Raw genomic sequence first — 16,663 nt, 5'->3', positions numbered from 1 at the left:
CTGATCTGATCCTCATACTGCATGGAAAGCATCCTACCACCATAATAGACACCCCTTGCCGATAAGGGATAGCCGGGATAGAAGTCATCCTGAATTTCGATATTGATATAGAAATCAATATCGGAATCACTGTCTGGAAGACGTGCGACAAAGAAGATGTCGAAGACAGCTTTACCTTCTTTTAGGGAATCGTCTTCAAACTGGGAAAGAAAAGGGGAGAAGCGATGGATGTTTTTCTGATTGACATAGATATCACGGATACAGTCCTTAGCAATGACAGAAATATCGACTTGTTTAAACTCGCTGACACATTGTTTGAGGGTATGTGCGAGGAAGATAGGACGAGCAAGGATTTGTTTACAAAACGTATCATACTGATAATTGATATTGTTCATAAATTCCTCCTACTCTTATATATCCATCAAATCATCAAAATTCCCAAAAAATCATAAAAAATTTTTTTAAAAGGCTTATTTGCAATCTATATCAATTTGCATTATCATAGTAACAGGGATGTGAAAAAGATGTATCGAATATTGATTGTAGAAGATGATCGTGTCATTGCAAAGGAAATTGAAAATCGTATCAGCAGTTGGGGATATGAAGTAAAATGTGTGGAAGACTTTCAGAATGTATTTGTTGATTTTGGGTCGTTTGATCCACATCTGGTTTTAATGGATATTTCTTTGCCTTTTTATAATGGGTATCACTGGTGCAGTGAGATCAGGAAGGTATCAAAGATTCCGATTCTGTTTATTTCCAGTGCTTCGGACAATATGAATATCGTCATGGCCATTAATATGGGTGGGGATGATTTTATTGCGAAGCCTTTTGATCTGGAGGTCTTGACTGCTAAGATCCAAGCCTTGCTTCGCCGCAGCTATGATTTTACGGCACATAATAATTTATTGGAGCACAGAGGGGCTGTTTTGAATACGAATGATACGACCCTGACCTATCATTCCGCAAAGCTCGACTTGACGAAGAATGATTATCGGATCCTTTTGACGTTGATGGAAAATAAAGGAAAGGTCATTTCCAGAGAAACCTTGATGGTCAAGCTGTGGGAAAGTGATGAATATATTGATGAAAATACATTGACAGTGAATATGACGCGATTAAGAAGAAAATTAGAAAGTATTGGTCTTGATGATTTTATTACGACAAAGAAGGGAATCGGGTATATCATCGAATGAGATTGCTTTTGAAGTATATGTATCAGCATCGCAAGACCATTTTCTTTTATTTTATATTTTCAATTATCTTTTTTATTATATTTTGGCTGTATCAGCTTCCTTTAGATGCTGTCGGATATGCTTTTTTGATCTGTACCTTTATCGGTACTGTGGGTGCTTTGATTGACTTTTGTCATTTCTATAAGCAGCATAAGACATTAATCGACCTTCAAAAGCGAGTCATGTTAAGCATTGATGAGCTTCCTGAAGCAACCAATCAAAGTGAAGAGGATTATCAGGCATTGATCAAGATCATTTATCAGGATAAGATCGATCTTATTACGCAAAAGGATCATGACTATGAAGAAATGATGGAATATTATACGTTATGGGCACATCAGATCAAGACACCTATTGCTGCTTTGCACCTTTTACTGAGTGGTAAAGAAGAGAAGGAATGTGAAGAGGAGCTCTTTAAGATCGAACAATATGTGGAAATGGTATTAACCTATCTAAAGGTCGATCATCAGGGGAATGACTTTCAGTTTGAGTTTGTTGATATTGATTCATGCATCAAGCAATGTATTCGTAAATATGCCAAGCTGTTTATTCGTAAAAAGCTCCAGCTTAATTATGAATCAAGATCCTTACAAGTATTAACCGATGAAAAATGGCTTTGTTTTGTTATTGAACAGCTTCTTTCCAATGCCATCAAATATACATCTTCCGGTCATGTAAATATTGATGTGAAAGATGAAGTGCTCATCATTGAAGATAGTGGCATCGGTATTCAGAAAGAAGATCTGCCTCGTGTTTTTGAAAAGGGGTTTACCGGTTATAATGGCCGTAAGGATAAAAAATCGAGTGGTATCGGATTGTATCTGGTGAAGCAGGTTTGTAATCGGTTGGGACATCGGATCAGTATTGAAAGCGAGCTTGGAAAATATACCCGTGTCATGATCGATCTTAAGCATGCGAATCTGGAAGTAGAGTAGCAATGCTTACCAATTTGTAAGTTTATGGGTCAAACTGTAAGCTAAAGAAATGGCTCGAAGATATGATTTCTTGTAGAATAAGGGTGTCAATAAGGAGGATAAGTTATGGTGATATTAGAAGCAAATAACTTAAAGAAAGTTTATACGACACGGTTTGGAGGAAATCATGTCCAGGCATTAAGAAATGTTTCCTTTTCAGTAGAAGAGGGTGAATATGTTGCGATCATGGGAGAGAGCGGCAGCGGCAAGACGACGCTTTTGAACATTTTGGCTTCTTTAGACAAACCGACAAGCGGTGAGGTACTGTTAAGAGGAAAAAAGCTGACAGCGATCAGTGAAAAAGAAATATCTGCTTTTCGAAGAGAGCATTTAGGTTTCGTTTTTCAGGATTTTAACTTATTAGATACGTTTAGCGTCAAGGATAACATATTGCTTCCATTGGTGCTGTCAAGAAAAAGCGTCAAAGAGATGGAAGAGCGTCTGAAGCCTGTCGCAAGATCCTTAGGTATCGAAGATATCTTAGCGAAAATGCCTTATGAAATCAGCGGCGGTCAGCGCCAGCGTGTAGCGGTCGCCAGAGCAATCATCACCCAGCCGGATATCGTATTGGCAGATGAGCCGACCGGTGCCCTTGATTCCCGCAATACAGATGAACTGTTGGAGCTGTTTAATCAGATCAATGAAGCAGGACAGACGATCTTGATGGTAACCCACTCCACCAAAGCGGCTTCTCATGCGAAACGGGTGATGTTCATCAAGGATGGGGAGGTCTTCCATCAGATTTACAGAGGCGATCAAAGCACTGCCCAAATGTATCAGAAAATCAGCGATACGCTGACTTTGATTGCAACGGGTGAGAAGTATGAATAGGTTTTTCTATTTAAAGCTGGCACTTCAAAATCTTAAGAAAAATTCAAAGATGATCATTCCTTATTTTTTGACAGCCACGCTTTTTTCAATGATGTTTTATGTGATTCTGGCCTTATCGCTGCATAGTGAATTTTACGGCAGGACACGTGGTGTCATGCTCTCATTGGGCGTTGGCGTGATCGGTATCTTTGCATTTATCTTTTTGTTTTATACCAATTCCTTTGTCATCAAGCAGCGGAAAAGTGAACTGGGACTTTATAACATTCTCGGAATGGAAAAATACCATATCTCACGTATCTTGTTTTATGAAACACTTTTGCTGGCACTTGTTTCGATAACAGCCGGTATCTGTATCGGAAGTCTTTTCGGCCAGGGAATCTTCCTTTTGCTGGTTAAGATGGTCGGTGATCTGCCGACGATGAATTTTGAGATTTCTTTTGACAGTATCAAATGGACCTATCTTTTATTTGGTATCATTTTTCTTTGTACAGCGCTATTTAATGTTTCCCAGATCCATCTGTCAAAACCGATCGATCTTTTAAGAAGCAAGAGCGAAGGTGAAAAAGAACCTAAGACTAAATGGATCTTAACGATTCTTGGGATCATTTGCTTAGCTGCCGGTTATTATATTGCCATCACGGTCAAGAATCCGGTAGATGCCCTTCTCTTATTCTTTGTGGCCGTCATCCTTGTCATATTTGGTACGTATTTCCTGTTTACTGCCGGAAGCATTGCTTTATTGAAGCTCATGCGCAAGAATAAGAAGTATTACTATAAAACCAGTCATTTTGTTTCTGTATCCAATATGATCTATCGTATGAAGCAGAATGCTGTGGGATTGGGAAATATCTGTATTCTGGCAACGATGGTCCTTGTCATGATCTCTTCGACAGGTTCTTTGTTTATTGGTGTCAATGATTTGATCAAACGTGAAGTGAGCAAGGATGTAGAAGCTTCTTTCAGCAGTTATTATCTGGAAGTGAATCAGGCTGTAGATAAAAATATCATGAATTATCTTCATGATCTTGATATGACTGATTTTACCCGCAATTACAGTTTTTCACTGGCATTAAAATTAAAAGATGATACGTTGGTTCCAAAAGATGAAGATCAAACAGATTATAGTGACTATTACTATGTTTATTTCTCAACGGATGATTCGATTGATTTAGGTGATCATGAGATCGCTGTTTACTTTGATGACGGAACAGCGCCAAAGAACTTAACGATCGGTACACAGACCTATCAGATTAAATACAATTCTGATTCTTTAGAAAATGGTTCTTTAGATGATATGTTTAATTACAATCCGGGATATAAAGGACTTGTCTATATCATCATGAAAGATGAAAAAGCAATCGATGAAATGTCGAAAAGCATCGATCTTAGTCATTACGGTTATGTAAATTGGCCACAGTACAATTATGCTTTCAACTGTGATCTCAGTGAAGATCAATTTACAAAGCTGCAGGAAGATATCTATCATATTATTCATGAAACGACCGATCAGTTTGATAACCTGGCATATGGTTATGGATATTCTGTTAATTTCCAAGCCTTTGTCCGTCAGGAACTCATGGAATTCTTCGGAAGCTTCTTCTTCCTCGGTATTTTCTTAAGTATCCTGTTCATGATTGCGACAACCCTGATCATGTATTATAAACAGATCAGTGAGGGCTATGACGATGTAAAACGATATGAGATCTTACAAAAAGTAGGTATGAGTCATGAGGAAGTAAAAAAATCCATCCATTCCCAGATCATGATCGTCTTCTTTATGCCATTGATCACGGCAGGTATTCATTTGATGTTCGCATTCAATATGATCTATCAGATGTTTATGGCCTTTGGTATGACCAATAAGACAATGTTTGCTTCTGTCATGGTCATTGTCTATGTGATCTTCTCGATCTTCTATTTCATCATTTATCAGTTGACGGCAAAGGTCTACTATAAGATCGTAAGTTAAAAGTATTCAGTAATACGCTGATGTATTACTGAATCTTTTTTTGTCATGGGCTTAAATATAAAACATATATTGAGTAGGCAATGATTCATTGCATTCTTTCAGAAATGTAAGAAAAATAAGAAAATTGTAAGTATTATTAAAGGATTTTTATCGTACTTTTCTTCTATAATAAAGACATCAAAGGAGTGAGTTTTTATGAAGAAGAGTTTTCAGTTTTTATTAGTTGGCAGTGGTATCGTATTAGGAGCATTGCTTTTGATCATGAAACAGAAAAGGGGAAGATAGAGATGGACTTTGCAAAGGAAATTGTATTACTGAGTATTTTGATGGGGCTGATGTTTATTGGGTTATATAAGGTGAGTGAGTATGGAAACTAATCAACAATTTATATTTATATTCATTGAAGTAGTGATTTGGAGCGTGTTGATGGTGTATTTTCATTATCGAAATCAAAGACAAAAATAATAGTCTTTGATTTTTATTTTTTTAAAATTGCATGACATTTATATATTTTTCATTCGAAAAACCACTTATATCGCATAATTATGGGCTTAATTTGCAGTTTATATGTAAAATGTTATAGTTAAATTCAAGTAATTATTGTATAATTGAAGTAAATTTTAGGAAAATTTGAAAGGATGGCATAAGAATGCTTAAAAGTATATACTATGTACTGAATGAGAACTTTACGAATCTATATAGGATTTTCTGTATATCACGATATGAGCTGCTTGCAGATATGCGTGATTCTAAATTCGGATTATTTTGGAACTTTGCTTCTCCGGCGATTCAGGTCATTACCTATTGGCTGGTATTTGGTGTCGGAATGAATCGTAATGGATATGACGGTGTGGCTTATCTGCCATGGGTCATCGTGGGATTTTCAGCATGGTGGTATTTACAGCCATGTATAACGCAGGGGTGCAGTGCGGTATTCTCAAAAAAGGATGTTATTACGAAGATGAAATTTCCGATCAGTATTCTTCCGGCTACCGTATGTGCCAAGGAGTTTTTTAATCATTTATGTATGATGGCGATCACGATCGTGGTACTTTTGCTTTATGGCTATCGGCCGAATGTATATTGGCTCAATCTCATTTACTATGCCTTTTGTGCTTTTATGTTTGTGGAAGCATTGTCTTTGACCACATCTGTTTTAACGATGATGTGGCGTGATGTAAAGAAGCTTGTTGTTTCTTTGATACGCATGATCCTTTATTTATCACCGGTGCTTTGGCCGGCAGCATTTAAGAATTATCCGTTTATGACATTTGTGATGAAATTAAATCCGGTCTATTACATCGTTACCGGTTATCGTGATGCGGTATTTTTTAATAAGAGCTTTTTACGACATCCGGCCATGGGCCTGTATTTTTGGATCGTTATTTTAGTGCTGTTTGTCATAGGCTCAAGTCTGATGTATCATTTCAAGAAGAAAATGATTGATATGATCTAAGAGGTGCAAGATGGATAAGAAAATAGAGTATGCAGTAGAAATGAATCATATTTCTAAGATTTATGCGTTAAAACAAAAAGAAAAGAAAAAGAAGAAAGAATATTTCTATGCATTGAAAGATATCAGCTTTCAGGTAGAAAAAGGTGATGTGATCGGTATTTTAGGAACCAATGGATCAGGAAAATCAACACTCTCATTGATATTGGCAGGAATTTCCGATCATGATGGCGGTGAAATGGTCGTTAATGGTGAACAAGCCTTGATTTCGATCAATACCGGTTTGAACCAGCAATTGACAGGAGAAGAAAATATCAATGTGAAGGGAGCCCTTTTAGGTCTTTCTAAGAAAAGAATCGCTCAAATCAAAGAAGGTGTGATCGAATTTGCGGAATTGGGAGATTTTCTTTATCAGCCTGTAAAGAAATATTCCAGTGGTATGAAATCAAGGCTTGGATTTTCAATTTCACTGGCTTTGAATCCGGATATATTTATCGTTGATGAAGCATTATCGGTAGGAGATAAAGGTTTTGCACAGAAATGCTTGAATCGGATGATGCAGCTTCGTGATGAAAAAAATAAAACGATTTTCTTTATTTCACATTCCCTTCCTCAAGTGAGAAGCTTTTGTAAGAAAGGTATGTGGATCGAAGGAGGAAAATTAATAGAGTTTGGTGATATTGATGAAGTATGTGATCATTATTCAGAATATGTCGATCACTATAACTCATTAAGTGAGAAAGAGAAGAAGAAGGTTCGTGATGAAAAATTTAATGAACGTCTTATAAAAGGGGAAATAAAAAAAGGCTTTTGGGAACATATATTCAGATAGCGGAGGTTATATGAAAACAGTTATTACATATGGTACATTTGATTTATTTCACATAGGACATTTGAATTTATTAAGGCGAGCTAAAGAATTAGGTGATTATCTGATCGTTGCAGTATCCAGTGATGCGTTTAATGCCATCAAAGGAAAGCAGTGTGCCATTCCTGATTATGAGCGTATGGAGATCGTTAAGGCCATTAAATATGTCGATAAGGTGATTTTAGAAGAATCGTGGGATCAAAAAATATCGGATGTGCAGAAGTATGATGTCGATGTATTTGTGATGGGAGATGATTGGAAAGGCAAGTTTGATTTTCTGAAAGATTACTGTGAAGTGGTATATCTTCCTAGAACTGAAGGAATTTCTACGACGCAGATCAAAGAAGAAATGAAAGGAAGTATGTGATACTTCTTATGAGATTTTTACAGATAATAAAAAAAGGGATGGTTTGGATCTTAAAAATTTTTTGTCGTATATTCTATGTCGTTGTACCAGTTAAGGACAATTCTATTGTTTTTATGGCCTATCATGGCAGAGGATATTTAGACAATCCAAAAGCAATCTATGAAGAAATGATAAAAGATCCGAGATTTAAAAACTATCAATTTTATTGGATCTTGCGTCATAAAAAAGACTGTCCTTCAAATGCTATATCTGTCAAATATATGAGCTTCCGTTATCTTTATGTATTTGCCAGAGCTAAATATTGGGTTGTAAACTGTAAGCTTCCACAATATATTTATAAAAAAAAGAATCAAATTTATCTTCAAACATGGCATGGAACACCTTTAAAAAAGTTAGGACATGATATAGATGTATCAGCAGATACGAAATTTTATAGAAGTGGTCTCAGTCAAAAAGAAATGTTAGGTACATATGATAATGACGTAGCCAAATATGACTATTTAATATCGCCTAATCCTTTTACTACCAAAGTTTTTCCATCTGCCTTTCATATTAGTCCTGAAAAACTTATAGAAATAGGTTATCCGAGAAATGATATATTAAGCAAGCAAAATACAGAATTAATTAAAACCATAAAGAAAACATTAAATTTACCGATTGATAAAAAAGTTATTTTATATGCTCCAACATGGCGTGATAATTCATTTGTTACGAAAGGTTATACATTTGAATTAAAAGCAGATTTCAAAAAATGGAAAAAAGTCTTACAAGATGAATATATTGTTCTATTTAAGCCACATTATTTAATTGTAAACAAGATAGACAGTACATATGATCAGGAATTAAACGGTTTTTTGTATTCAGTTGATGCGGATTATGATATCAACTATTTATATTTAATAAGTGATATTTTAATCACAGACTATTCGAGTGTTTTTTTTGATTATGCAATCTTAAATCGTCCAATTTATTTTTATATGTATGATCGCAATAATTATCAGCATCAACTGCGGGGATTTTATCTTGATGTAGATAAAGACCTGCCTGGTAAAGTATATGAGAATGAAAATAAAATGTTAGAGGATGTTAAGACTAAAAATTTTGATTATCAGAGATTAAAAGAATTTAATCGTAAATTTAATTGCTTTCAAGATGGACAATGTTCGAAAAAAGTTATAGATAAGGTATTTTGTTAGGCGGGAGGAATCAAAAATGTACTGGAAAGAAAAGATTCTTTATATCACACTCAGTTTATTAAAAATATTATTTCCTTTTATGAAAATCAAGCCTAATAAAATAGTGTTTGTCTCATTGGAAAGTAATAAACTTGAAAATGAATTTAAAATGCTTAGTAAACAATTGATGAAGGATAATCGTTATGATTTGCAATATGATCTTTTTAAATTTGATGGAACATTATTAGGTTCAATAAAATATTTTTTTGTATGTATTCATCAGTTTTTTGAAATCAATACCAGCAAATTAGTAATACTTGATTATAATAATTATGTTGTTTCCAAATTTAAGCGTAAGGGTGTTCAGGTCTTACAACTTTGGCATGCCAGTGGTGCCATTAAAAAATTTGGTAATGAAACAAAAAGAGATTATCCAATAGCTAATTATGATTATGTAATTGCAAATTCAGAAGAATTTAAACCTTATTATGCGAAAGCATTTGGTGTTTCAGAACGGCAGATTATAGTAACTGGTATTCCTAAATGTGATTGTTTATATAATCCAGAGTATTTAAAAACTCGTAAAATAAAAATAATCGAAAAATATCCTCAAATTAAAAATAAGAAAATTGTTTTGTATGCTCCAACTTTTAGAGGGCGAATCACAAGCGGTTTTAAAAATGTATATATGGATTTAAATAAATTATATGAAATTTTAGGTGAAGAATATGTAATCATGTATAAGCTACATCCTTTACTTAAAAATCATATAATAAGCAATCATCCTAATATCATTTGTTGTAATTCCGAGAATCTTTACCACCTTTTTTCTGTAACGGATTATTTTATATCAGACTACTCCGCTATTATTTTTGATTTTTCAATTATGAATAAACCAATGATATTTTACGCTTCTGATTTAGAAATTTATAAAGAAGAAACTGGAATCTTTCTGGATTATTTAAATGAGATGCCGGGACCAGTGTGTTATAATGAAGAAGAAGTTGCCAAAAGCATTCTTGCAGATAAATTTGATTTATCTAAAGTAGAATCCTTTTGTAAAAAATATCATAAGTATAATGACGGACATTCATTATCCAGAGTATTAACATTGATAAAAGATATTATGTCGAAGGATGGTGTATGATGAAAAAAATCAAAAAAATAATAAAAAAAATTGGGAAAAGATACCGATTTATCAGTAAGTGCATTGACAATATCCAAGCATATAGAAGAAAAAGATACTACAAGAAAATGTATCAGACATTAGAAGTGGATGATAAGTTAGTTATTTTCGAGGCTTTTTTAGGTAAGCAGTATGCTTGTAGTCCTAAAGCTCTTTATGAAACAATGCTTCGTGATGAATATTTTAAAGATTTTACATTTGTATGGGTATTTAGAAATCCTGTTCAAAGAAGGATGGAATTTACGGATCATCGAACAGTAGTTGTGAAATATAATTCACGTAGATATTTTCGTTATTTTGCGCGGGCAAAATATTGGATCACGAACTGGCGATTATCTGATGCTATTATAAAAAAAGATAATCAAATTCTCATACAGACATGGCACGGTACCCCTTTAAAGAAAATAGGAATGGATTTAGAAATTGAAGGGAATGCGACAACATCTCAGAAAAAGGGGCATGCAATGTATCTAAATGATGCAAAAAGATATGATTATTTTATTTCACCATCGGCGTTTTGTACAAAAGTGTTTGCGAGTGCTTTTGGACTAAATCAATTAAACAAACAAAATATTTTAATTGAAACAGGTTATCCACGAAATGATTTTTTATTTCGCTATACTGAAGAAGATGTAAGGAATATAAAAAAAGAACTTCATTTACCTGAAAATAAAAAAATTATTTTATATGCACCTACATGGAGAGATAATCAGCATCAATTGGGTGTCGGATATACTTTTGACGCTTCAAAATATATCAATGATTTTCTTGAATCAATCAGTGATGACTATATGGTTATTTTGCGTCTTCACTATTTGGTTGCTAATCAGCTTGATCTTAGTGCGTATAAAGGAAAAGCCATTGATTATTCTCGCTTAGATGATATTAATCGCTTATATGTTGTAAGTGATATGTTAATCACAGATTATTCAAGCGTCTTCTTTGACTATGCAAATTTGAATCGGCCAATATTGTTTTATATGTATGATTTAGATGAATATCAATCAAGTGTAAGAGATTTCTATATTGATTTAAAAGAACTTCCTGGCCCTATCATCAAAAATGAAAGAGAACTTCTTCATGCCATTGATCAGATAGATGAGATAACAGATAAATATAAAGAATGTTATCAAAAATTCAAACAAACTTACAATTATCTTGACGATAAGGATTCAGGAAAGAGGGTCATAGATATTTGTGTGAAAGGAGAGCGTGCATAATGAAAAAAGTTTCTGTTATCATGCCAGTTTATAATGTTGACAAGTATCTTGATCGGAGTATCGATTCATTGCTCAGACAGACGCTTGAGGACATTGAAATAATTTTGATTGATGATGGAAGTACAGATCATTCAAAAGAAATCATTAAAAAATATCAACAACGATATCCTGATAAAATCGTTGCCCGTTTTATAAAAAACAGTGGAGCAGCACACGCAAGAAATATCGGTTTAGAATTAGCGCAAGGTGAATATATCGGTTTTGTTGACAGTGATGATTATGTTGATAGAACGATGTTTGAAAAGCTTTATCAATTGGCTAAAGCTGATCAGGCTGAAATTACAACTTGTGGATATTATCGAATCGATTATAAAGATATTCAGCGTAGGGATATTGCAGCTCACAAATGTTTCGGAAAAAATGTGTACCAAGCGCCGGACTTACTTATAAATAATGTTCCATATATATGGAATAAGCTTTTTAAACGCACGCTTATTGAAAGCACAGGAATAAGATTTGAAGAAAATCTTCGTATTTTTGAAGATTTAGTTTTTACATTTAAGCTATTTTTAAAAGCAAATCGAATTTCAAGAGTTAATGAAGCTTTATATAGTTATATATTTTCACGAAATGATTCTTTGACTTTTACATTTTCAAATAAAAGGTTTGATTTATTTGCGGCATTTGATTCATTGATTCGTTATTATAAAGAAAATAATAGTTTTTATCATTTTGATGAAGAACTACTTTTCATTCTGATGAATCATATTTATGTGGTATGTGGCAGTGAAGTCTCTTTATCAATGTTACCACTAAAATATAAATTTATTAATTTAGGATTTGAATATATGGAAAAAAATTTTCCATATTGGAAAGACTATGTTGTATATTATAGAAAATATAAAAAGAATAAATTTTTATATTCGAAAAAAATGTATTGGCGTCTTTATTCATTATTACCAAGAAATTTGCGTATTTTAAAGAAACATTTTAATGCATTTGTGCATAACTTAAACTTTAATCGCGCCGGTAGTTATTACTTTAGATCATATAAAAATGCTAATCTTAAAGAGAAGCGTATTTTAATTAATTCTCAGCATGGGGTGACGTTAAACGGTAATATGTTTTATATATTAAAGGAGTTATGCACTAATGAAGCTTATTATAATTATGAAATAGGAATTACTTATAAAAATGATAAAACATTGATACAATTCAAAAAACTCATCGAAGAATATCGTTTTGTCAATCGAAACCTGATTTATTTAAAAAACAACAGTAAAGAGTATGCAGACTTTCTTGCAACTTCTAAGTATTTGTTTAATGATACAAGTTTTCCGGTTTATTTTATAAAAAAAGAAGGGCAGATTTATCTTAATACTTGGCATGGTACCCCTTTAAAGACATTAGGTAGAAGTACAGCTAATGATTATTATGATATAGCAAATTTGCAGAAAAATTTCGTAGCTGCTGATTATTTACTTTATCCAAGTGATTATATGGAAAAATGGATGCTCAAAGACTATATGTTAAATGGTATAGCTGAAAACAAGATTTTGAAATGTGGTTATCCAAGAAATGAAATATTTTTTGATCAAGAAAGAGGAATGTTACTTCGCAGGCAATATGGCTTTGAAGATAAACAAGTAATTGCATATATGCCAACATGGCGTGGAAATTTACGAAATGTTGATGCAGGTCAAAAAGATGAACTTCAATATATACTTGATGAAATCGATGGTAAATTGAATGATGATCAAGTAATGATCGTGAATTTACATCCATATGTTAGTAATTCTATTAACTATAATGTATATAGACATATTTATAAATTTCCAGATAATTTAGAAACATATGATTTCTTGAATTGTTCTGATATTTTAGTAACGGATTATTCAAGCGTATTCTTTGATTATGCTGTTTCAAAAAAGAAAATTATTTTGTTTGCCTACGATGAAGTTGAATATTTCCATAATCGTGGAGTATATATGAATTTTTCTGAACTTCCTTTTGTAAAGGTAAATACTGTAGATGATTTAATTACGGAAATAAATACAAATGAAAACAATGTTGATTATTCTGCTTTCATTGATACTTATTGTCATTATGATAGAAATGATGTTTCAAAGCAGATTTGTGAGCAGATCATTCAAGATAAAAAGACTTCACTTGATATAAATCAATTATATGTCGATCAGAAAAAACTGCTTGTTTTCGCAGATGATTTCAGAGATGTTCATATCGTGGATCAGTTAAAAAATCTTTTTATGAATGTAGATATAAAGAACGGATTGATTTATTTAACCTATGTTACAAAAGAGATACGTGATCGTTTATTTCTTAAAGAATTGTCTCGAAATGTTAACTATATGGGAATTTTAAATGCTTTTAGCTGTAATCCACCCATTGACTGTATCTTGTTGAGCTTGATAGAGAATCATCCGATGGTTTACCGATTCTTTAAGCATAGAATTCATGAGGCAATTTTAAGAGAATGGAAAAGGGCCTATCATAATATTAATTTTGATACATGTGTAGTATTTGGTTATGAAAGTGTAAAGAATATTCTTATGGCCGCACTATCAAAGGGAAAAAAGATACTTTATATTACGGATGTGAACGATTTTAACGATTGTGTCTCTAAGTCTGTTTATGAGAATTTTGATTATGTGATTTATAAGAATGAAGCTGTGAAAGGACAATGTTCCTATCAAGGAAAAAATGTCTTGGTAAAAGAAGTATTATCTTTTGATGAATTCTTTGACAAATAGATTCACTAAAGAAATGGAGAATCTTAATCTTTGATTTTTTTAGGAAATGACTCTATAATAGAAACGGTGATAAAATATGATATATTCAAAAAACGGTGCCTGCTGGTGCGGGAGCAAAAAGAAATATAAGCATTGTCATTACGAGTTTGATCAGAAGCTGATGCAGATGAAGATGCAGGGATATGAAGTACCCCCTAAGTCAATCATTCGTAATCAAAAGGATATTCAGATCTTAAGGGAAAGTGCCAAGATCAATACTGCGGTATTAGATGCTGTGGCAGAAAAGATCTGTGAAGGAATGAGCACACAGGAGATTGATGATATCGTAAGAGAGGTAACGCATGCTCATCATGCGAAATGTGCGCCATATCGTTATGAAGGGTATCCAAAGAGCGTTTGTACGAGCATCAATGAGGTCGTGTGTCATGGTATTCCGGACAGTAAGCGTATCTTAAAGAGCGGAGATATTGTCAATGTGGATGTATCGACGATCTTTAAGGGATATTTTTCAGATGCCAGCCGTATGTTTATGATTGGTGAGGTCAGCGACAATGCCAGAAAACTGGTTGAGGTTACGCATCAGGCATTACAGGCAGGCTTGGATGCGTTGAAGCCTTGGGGAACCTTAGGTGATATCGGTCATGCGATCCAACAGGTTGCGGAGAGCCATGGATATAACGTAGTGCGTGTTTTTGGGGGTCATGGGGTTGGTAAAGAATTTCATGAAGAGCCTTTTGTAGCACATGTAGGAAGACCAAATACGGGCATGGTAACAGCTCCGGGAATGACATTTACGATCGAACCGATGATCAATGAAGGTACGTATGATGTGGAAATCGATCCGGATGATGGCTGGACGGTAACGACGAAAGATAAGAAATTGAGTGCTCAATGGGAAGTCATGGTATTGGTTACTGATGATGGCTATGAGATATTGACACAGTAAGGAGAGAAAAATGAAAGAACTTTTATTTGTTGTGGATATGGTCAATGGGTTTGTGAAAGAGGGCAGTATGCATGATGCGTCAATCATGAAAATCGTTGATGTGATCAAAAAAGAATGTGAAACTCATGAAGATCGTTTGTTCATTGCTGATACGCATGAAAAAGAGGCCATGGAATTTAAAAGCTTTCCGCCTCATTGCATCAAAGGCACATCGGAAGCTGAGATCATTGATGAATTAAGACCTTATGTAAAAGAAGTATTAGAAAAAAATTCGACGAATACTTTCCATGTCTTAAATAAAGAAATCTTAAACGACTATGATTCTTTTAAGATCGTCGGCTGCTGTAGTGATATCTGTGTCATGCAGCTGGCAGTCAGCTTAAAGACCTATTTGAATCAGATGAATATGGCACAGCCTGTGATCGTTGCAGAAAAGGGAATTGCTACCTATGATTCTCCAACACATCCGGCAGAGGAATATCATCAGATTGCCCTTCGTCTGATGGAACAGGCTGGAATCATGATTGAATAAAGCGAGCTTTTTATTATAGAAATATTTTATATTTGCAACATAAAGGAGTCCTCATGATGGACTCCTCATTTATTTATAAAATTAATCATGCCCAATAAAAATTATATATGAAAAAACAATTAGAGAAAAGACTTATCTTAAAAATGCATATATTGTATAGTATAAATATCAAAGATATCATGGGAGAGAGGGAATTGAAATGATAGATTTAAATAATATGGTAAGCTATTGAAGTCAAGTTACTGTTGATTTAGTGTACAATATTCTATAAAAAAATAAGTTATGAAAGAAAGGAGCATAAATGTTAAAACGAAGAAATTTACTTGCTTGCTTTATCTCTTGTTTCTCCCTTCTGTTAAGCGGATGTACTATTGGATCTACAAATGAAACAGAAGATCAAATGATTCATATTGACTGGGATTATGGTGTGCGATATGTGGTTAATGAAAACAATGCGAATGCTTTGTCTGAAGTTAGATTGTATATTGATCCACAGAGAGAAGATGTGATTGCTTCACTGTCGGTTACGCTGCCCAAAGAGATGGATGATGTTGATGAAAAAGAAGCAGTAGAGTTGATGCAACTATATAATACCGAAATGTCTGTGATGAAAGAAATGAAGTGTACTTATGTATATCCTGAAAATGACGGTATTCATGAATTTATCAGGTTAAACTTTTTTCTTGATGATGATACAGATATATCCGCAATAATTCAATATCTTGGATTAGAAGAAGAATTTGAAGATGGTATCTTATATTATGAAAAAGAATTATTAAATTCTGAGAATTTTCGATATCAATGGATTTTAGAAGAAGGCAATTTTGAAAATAATATTTCTTTTTCAAATGATTCAGAATATGATTATCCATCTCAATAAAATTACGATGAGGCTATAATATTTTCCAGCCTCTTTTTTTTCTTGTCAAAAAAAGAAAAAAAGTACATAATATGACTAAATCAGCAAAATCCAACTGACAGTTGAGTGAAATACAACGAAGGGTTGACTGATTCAACTGACAATCGCTTCTTTTTTAACCTTTCCCCTCCTATAATGTAGGCATGAAAGGTGGTATGCATATGAAATACTATTATCATGAAGAAGAAGTTAAAGATGAATTGAAAAGAGAACAGGA

General features: G+C 33.6%; 15 protein-coding genes. 14 read left to right on the top strand and 1 reads right to left on the bottom strand.

The genetic code is table 11. The annotated features are described in order from the left end of the window. Window positions 1-395: hypothetical protein (locus Q0K35_RS00935; RefSeq protein ID WP_294560753.1), on the bottom strand; the 395-nt coding region annotated here is incomplete at its 3' end. A 129-nt stretch (window positions 396-524) separates the two neighbouring features. Between Q0K35_RS00935 and Q0K35_RS00930 the strand changes: the two genes are divergently transcribed. The 14 genes from Q0K35_RS00930 (at window position 525) to Q0K35_RS00865 (ending at window position 16,407) form a co-directional block, all read left to right on the top strand. Further along, window positions 525-1,196 carry a response regulator transcription factor gene (locus Q0K35_RS00930; protein WP_294560751.1) on the top strand — a complete coding sequence of 224 codons (672 nt, stop codon included), beginning with the start codon at window positions 525-527 and terminating at the stop codon, window positions 1,194-1,196. 17 nt (window positions 1,197-1,213) lie between these two features. Continuing rightward, window positions 1,214-2,170, top strand: a complete 957-nt coding sequence (locus tag Q0K35_RS00925) for a sensor histidine kinase (RefSeq protein WP_294560755.1) — start codon at window positions 1,214-1,216, stop codon at window positions 2,168-2,170. A gap of 105 nt (window positions 2,171-2,275) precedes the next feature. Beyond that, entirely contained in the window at window positions 2,276-3,040 is a 765-nt protein-coding gene (locus Q0K35_RS00920; protein ID WP_294560749.1) for an ABC transporter ATP-binding protein, read from the top strand. After that, the gene (locus Q0K35_RS00915) at window positions 3,033-5,009 is read left to right on the top strand and encodes an ABC transporter permease (RefSeq protein WP_294560748.1); all 1,977 of its coding nucleotides are present in this window, start codon (window positions 3,033-3,035) and stop codon (window positions 5,007-5,009) included. The genes Q0K35_RS00920 and Q0K35_RS00915 overlap by 8 nt, the downstream gene beginning before the upstream one ends. Before the next feature lie 649 nt (window positions 5,010-5,658). After that, entirely contained in the window at window positions 5,659-6,465 is an 807-nt protein-coding gene (locus Q0K35_RS00910; protein WP_294560746.1) for an ABC transporter permease, read from the top strand. A 10-nt stretch (window positions 6,466-6,475) separates the two neighbouring features. Continuing rightward, window positions 6,476-7,294 (top strand): ATP-binding cassette domain-containing protein, encoded by an 819-nt coding sequence (locus Q0K35_RS00905; protein ID WP_294560744.1) that lies wholly within the window; start codon window positions 6,476-6,478, stop codon window positions 7,292-7,294. Window positions 7,295-7,304: 10 nt separating this feature from the next. After that, entirely contained in the window at window positions 7,305-7,697 is a 393-nt protein-coding gene (tagD, locus tag Q0K35_RS00900) for a glycerol-3-phosphate cytidylyltransferase (protein WP_294560742.1), read from the top strand. Window positions 7,698-7,705: 8 nt separating this feature from the next. Continuing rightward, on the top strand, window positions 7,706-8,893 hold the full coding sequence (locus tag Q0K35_RS00895) for a CDP-glycerol glycerophosphotransferase family protein (protein WP_294560739.1): 1,188 nt from the start codon (window positions 7,706-7,708) through the stop codon (window positions 8,891-8,893). 16 nt (window positions 8,894-8,909) lie between these two features. Next, entirely contained in the window at window positions 8,910-10,019 is a 1,110-nt protein-coding gene (locus Q0K35_RS00890; RefSeq protein ID WP_294560737.1) for a CDP-glycerol glycerophosphotransferase family protein, read from the top strand. Next, entirely contained in the window at window positions 10,019-11,278 is a 1,260-nt protein-coding gene (locus Q0K35_RS00885; RefSeq protein ID WP_294560735.1) for a CDP-glycerol glycerophosphotransferase family protein, read from the top strand. Before Q0K35_RS00890 ends, Q0K35_RS00885 begins: the two co-directional genes overlap by 1 nt. Continuing rightward, window positions 11,278-14,049, top strand: a complete 2,772-nt coding sequence (locus tag Q0K35_RS00880) for a CDP-glycerol glycerophosphotransferase family protein (RefSeq protein WP_294560733.1) — start codon at window positions 11,278-11,280, stop codon at window positions 14,047-14,049. The genes Q0K35_RS00885 and Q0K35_RS00880 overlap by 1 nt, the downstream gene beginning before the upstream one ends. Before the next feature lie 76 nt (window positions 14,050-14,125). Further along, window positions 14,126-14,995 carry a methionyl aminopeptidase gene (locus tag Q0K35_RS00875; protein ID WP_294560731.1) on the top strand — a complete coding sequence of 290 codons (870 nt, stop codon included), beginning with the start codon at window positions 14,126-14,128 and terminating at the stop codon, window positions 14,993-14,995. 10 nt (window positions 14,996-15,005) lie between these two features. Beyond that, window positions 15,006-15,527 (top strand): isochorismatase family cysteine hydrolase, encoded by a 522-nt coding sequence (locus Q0K35_RS00870; protein ID WP_294560729.1) that lies wholly within the window; start codon window positions 15,006-15,008, stop codon window positions 15,525-15,527. A gap of 301 nt (window positions 15,528-15,828) precedes the next feature. Beyond that, window positions 15,829-16,407: a hypothetical protein gene (locus Q0K35_RS00865; RefSeq protein ID WP_294560728.1), complete on the top strand. Its 579-nt coding sequence runs from the start codon at window positions 15,829-15,831 to the stop codon at window positions 16,405-16,407. The last annotated feature ends 256 nt before the right edge of the window (window positions 16,408-16,663 follow it).

Origin of the sequence: uncultured Traorella sp. (assembly GCF_944327115.1) — a bacterium.
In the GTDB taxonomy this organism is placed as follows: Bacteria; Bacillota_I; Bacilli_A; order Erysipelotrichales; family Erysipelotrichaceae; genus Traorella.
The sequence above is the reverse complement of the archived record's forward strand: the minus strand, read 5'-3'. Positions and strand labels throughout refer to the sequence as shown.

Bases quoted from the DNA above. Each gene is read 5' to 3' on its own strand.
- Q0K35_RS00930 (WP_294560751.1), top strand. From the start codon at position 525: ATGTATCGAATATTGATTGTAGAAGATGATCGTGTCATTGCAAAGGAA.
- Q0K35_RS00925 (WP_294560755.1), top strand. From the start codon at position 1,214: ATGTATCAGCATCGCAAGACCATTTTCTTTTATTTTATATTTTCAATT.
- Q0K35_RS00920 (WP_294560749.1), top strand. From the start codon at position 2,276: ATGGTGATATTAGAAGCAAATAACTTAAAGAAAGTTTATACGACACGG.
- Q0K35_RS00915 (WP_294560748.1), top strand. From the start codon at position 3,033: ATGAATAGGTTTTTCTATTTAAAGCTGGCACTTCAAAATCTTAAGAAA.
- Q0K35_RS00910 (WP_294560746.1), top strand. From the start codon at position 5,659: ATGCTTAAAAGTATATACTATGTACTGAATGAGAACTTTACGAATCTA.
- Q0K35_RS00905 (WP_294560744.1), top strand. From the start codon at position 6,476: ATGGATAAGAAAATAGAGTATGCAGTAGAAATGAATCATATTTCTAAG.
- tagD (WP_294560742.1), top strand. From the start codon at position 7,305: ATGAAAACAGTTATTACATATGGTACATTTGATTTATTTCACATAGGA.
- Q0K35_RS00895 (WP_294560739.1), top strand. From the start codon at position 7,706: ATGAGATTTTTACAGATAATAAAAAAAGGGATGGTTTGGATCTTAAAA.
- Q0K35_RS00890 (WP_294560737.1), top strand. From the start codon at position 8,910: ATGTACTGGAAAGAAAAGATTCTTTATATCACACTCAGTTTATTAAAA.
- Q0K35_RS00885 (WP_294560735.1), top strand. From the start codon at position 10,019: ATGAAAAAAATCAAAAAAATAATAAAAAAAATTGGGAAAAGATACCGA.
- Q0K35_RS00880 (WP_294560733.1), top strand. From the start codon at position 11,278: ATGAAAAAAGTTTCTGTTATCATGCCAGTTTATAATGTTGACAAGTAT.
- Q0K35_RS00875 (WP_294560731.1), top strand. From the start codon at position 14,126: ATGATATATTCAAAAAACGGTGCCTGCTGGTGCGGGAGCAAAAAGAAA.
- Q0K35_RS00870 (WP_294560729.1), top strand. From the start codon at position 15,006: ATGAAAGAACTTTTATTTGTTGTGGATATGGTCAATGGGTTTGTGAAA.
- Q0K35_RS00865 (WP_294560728.1), top strand. From the start codon at position 15,829: ATGTTAAAACGAAGAAATTTACTTGCTTGCTTTATCTCTTGTTTCTCC.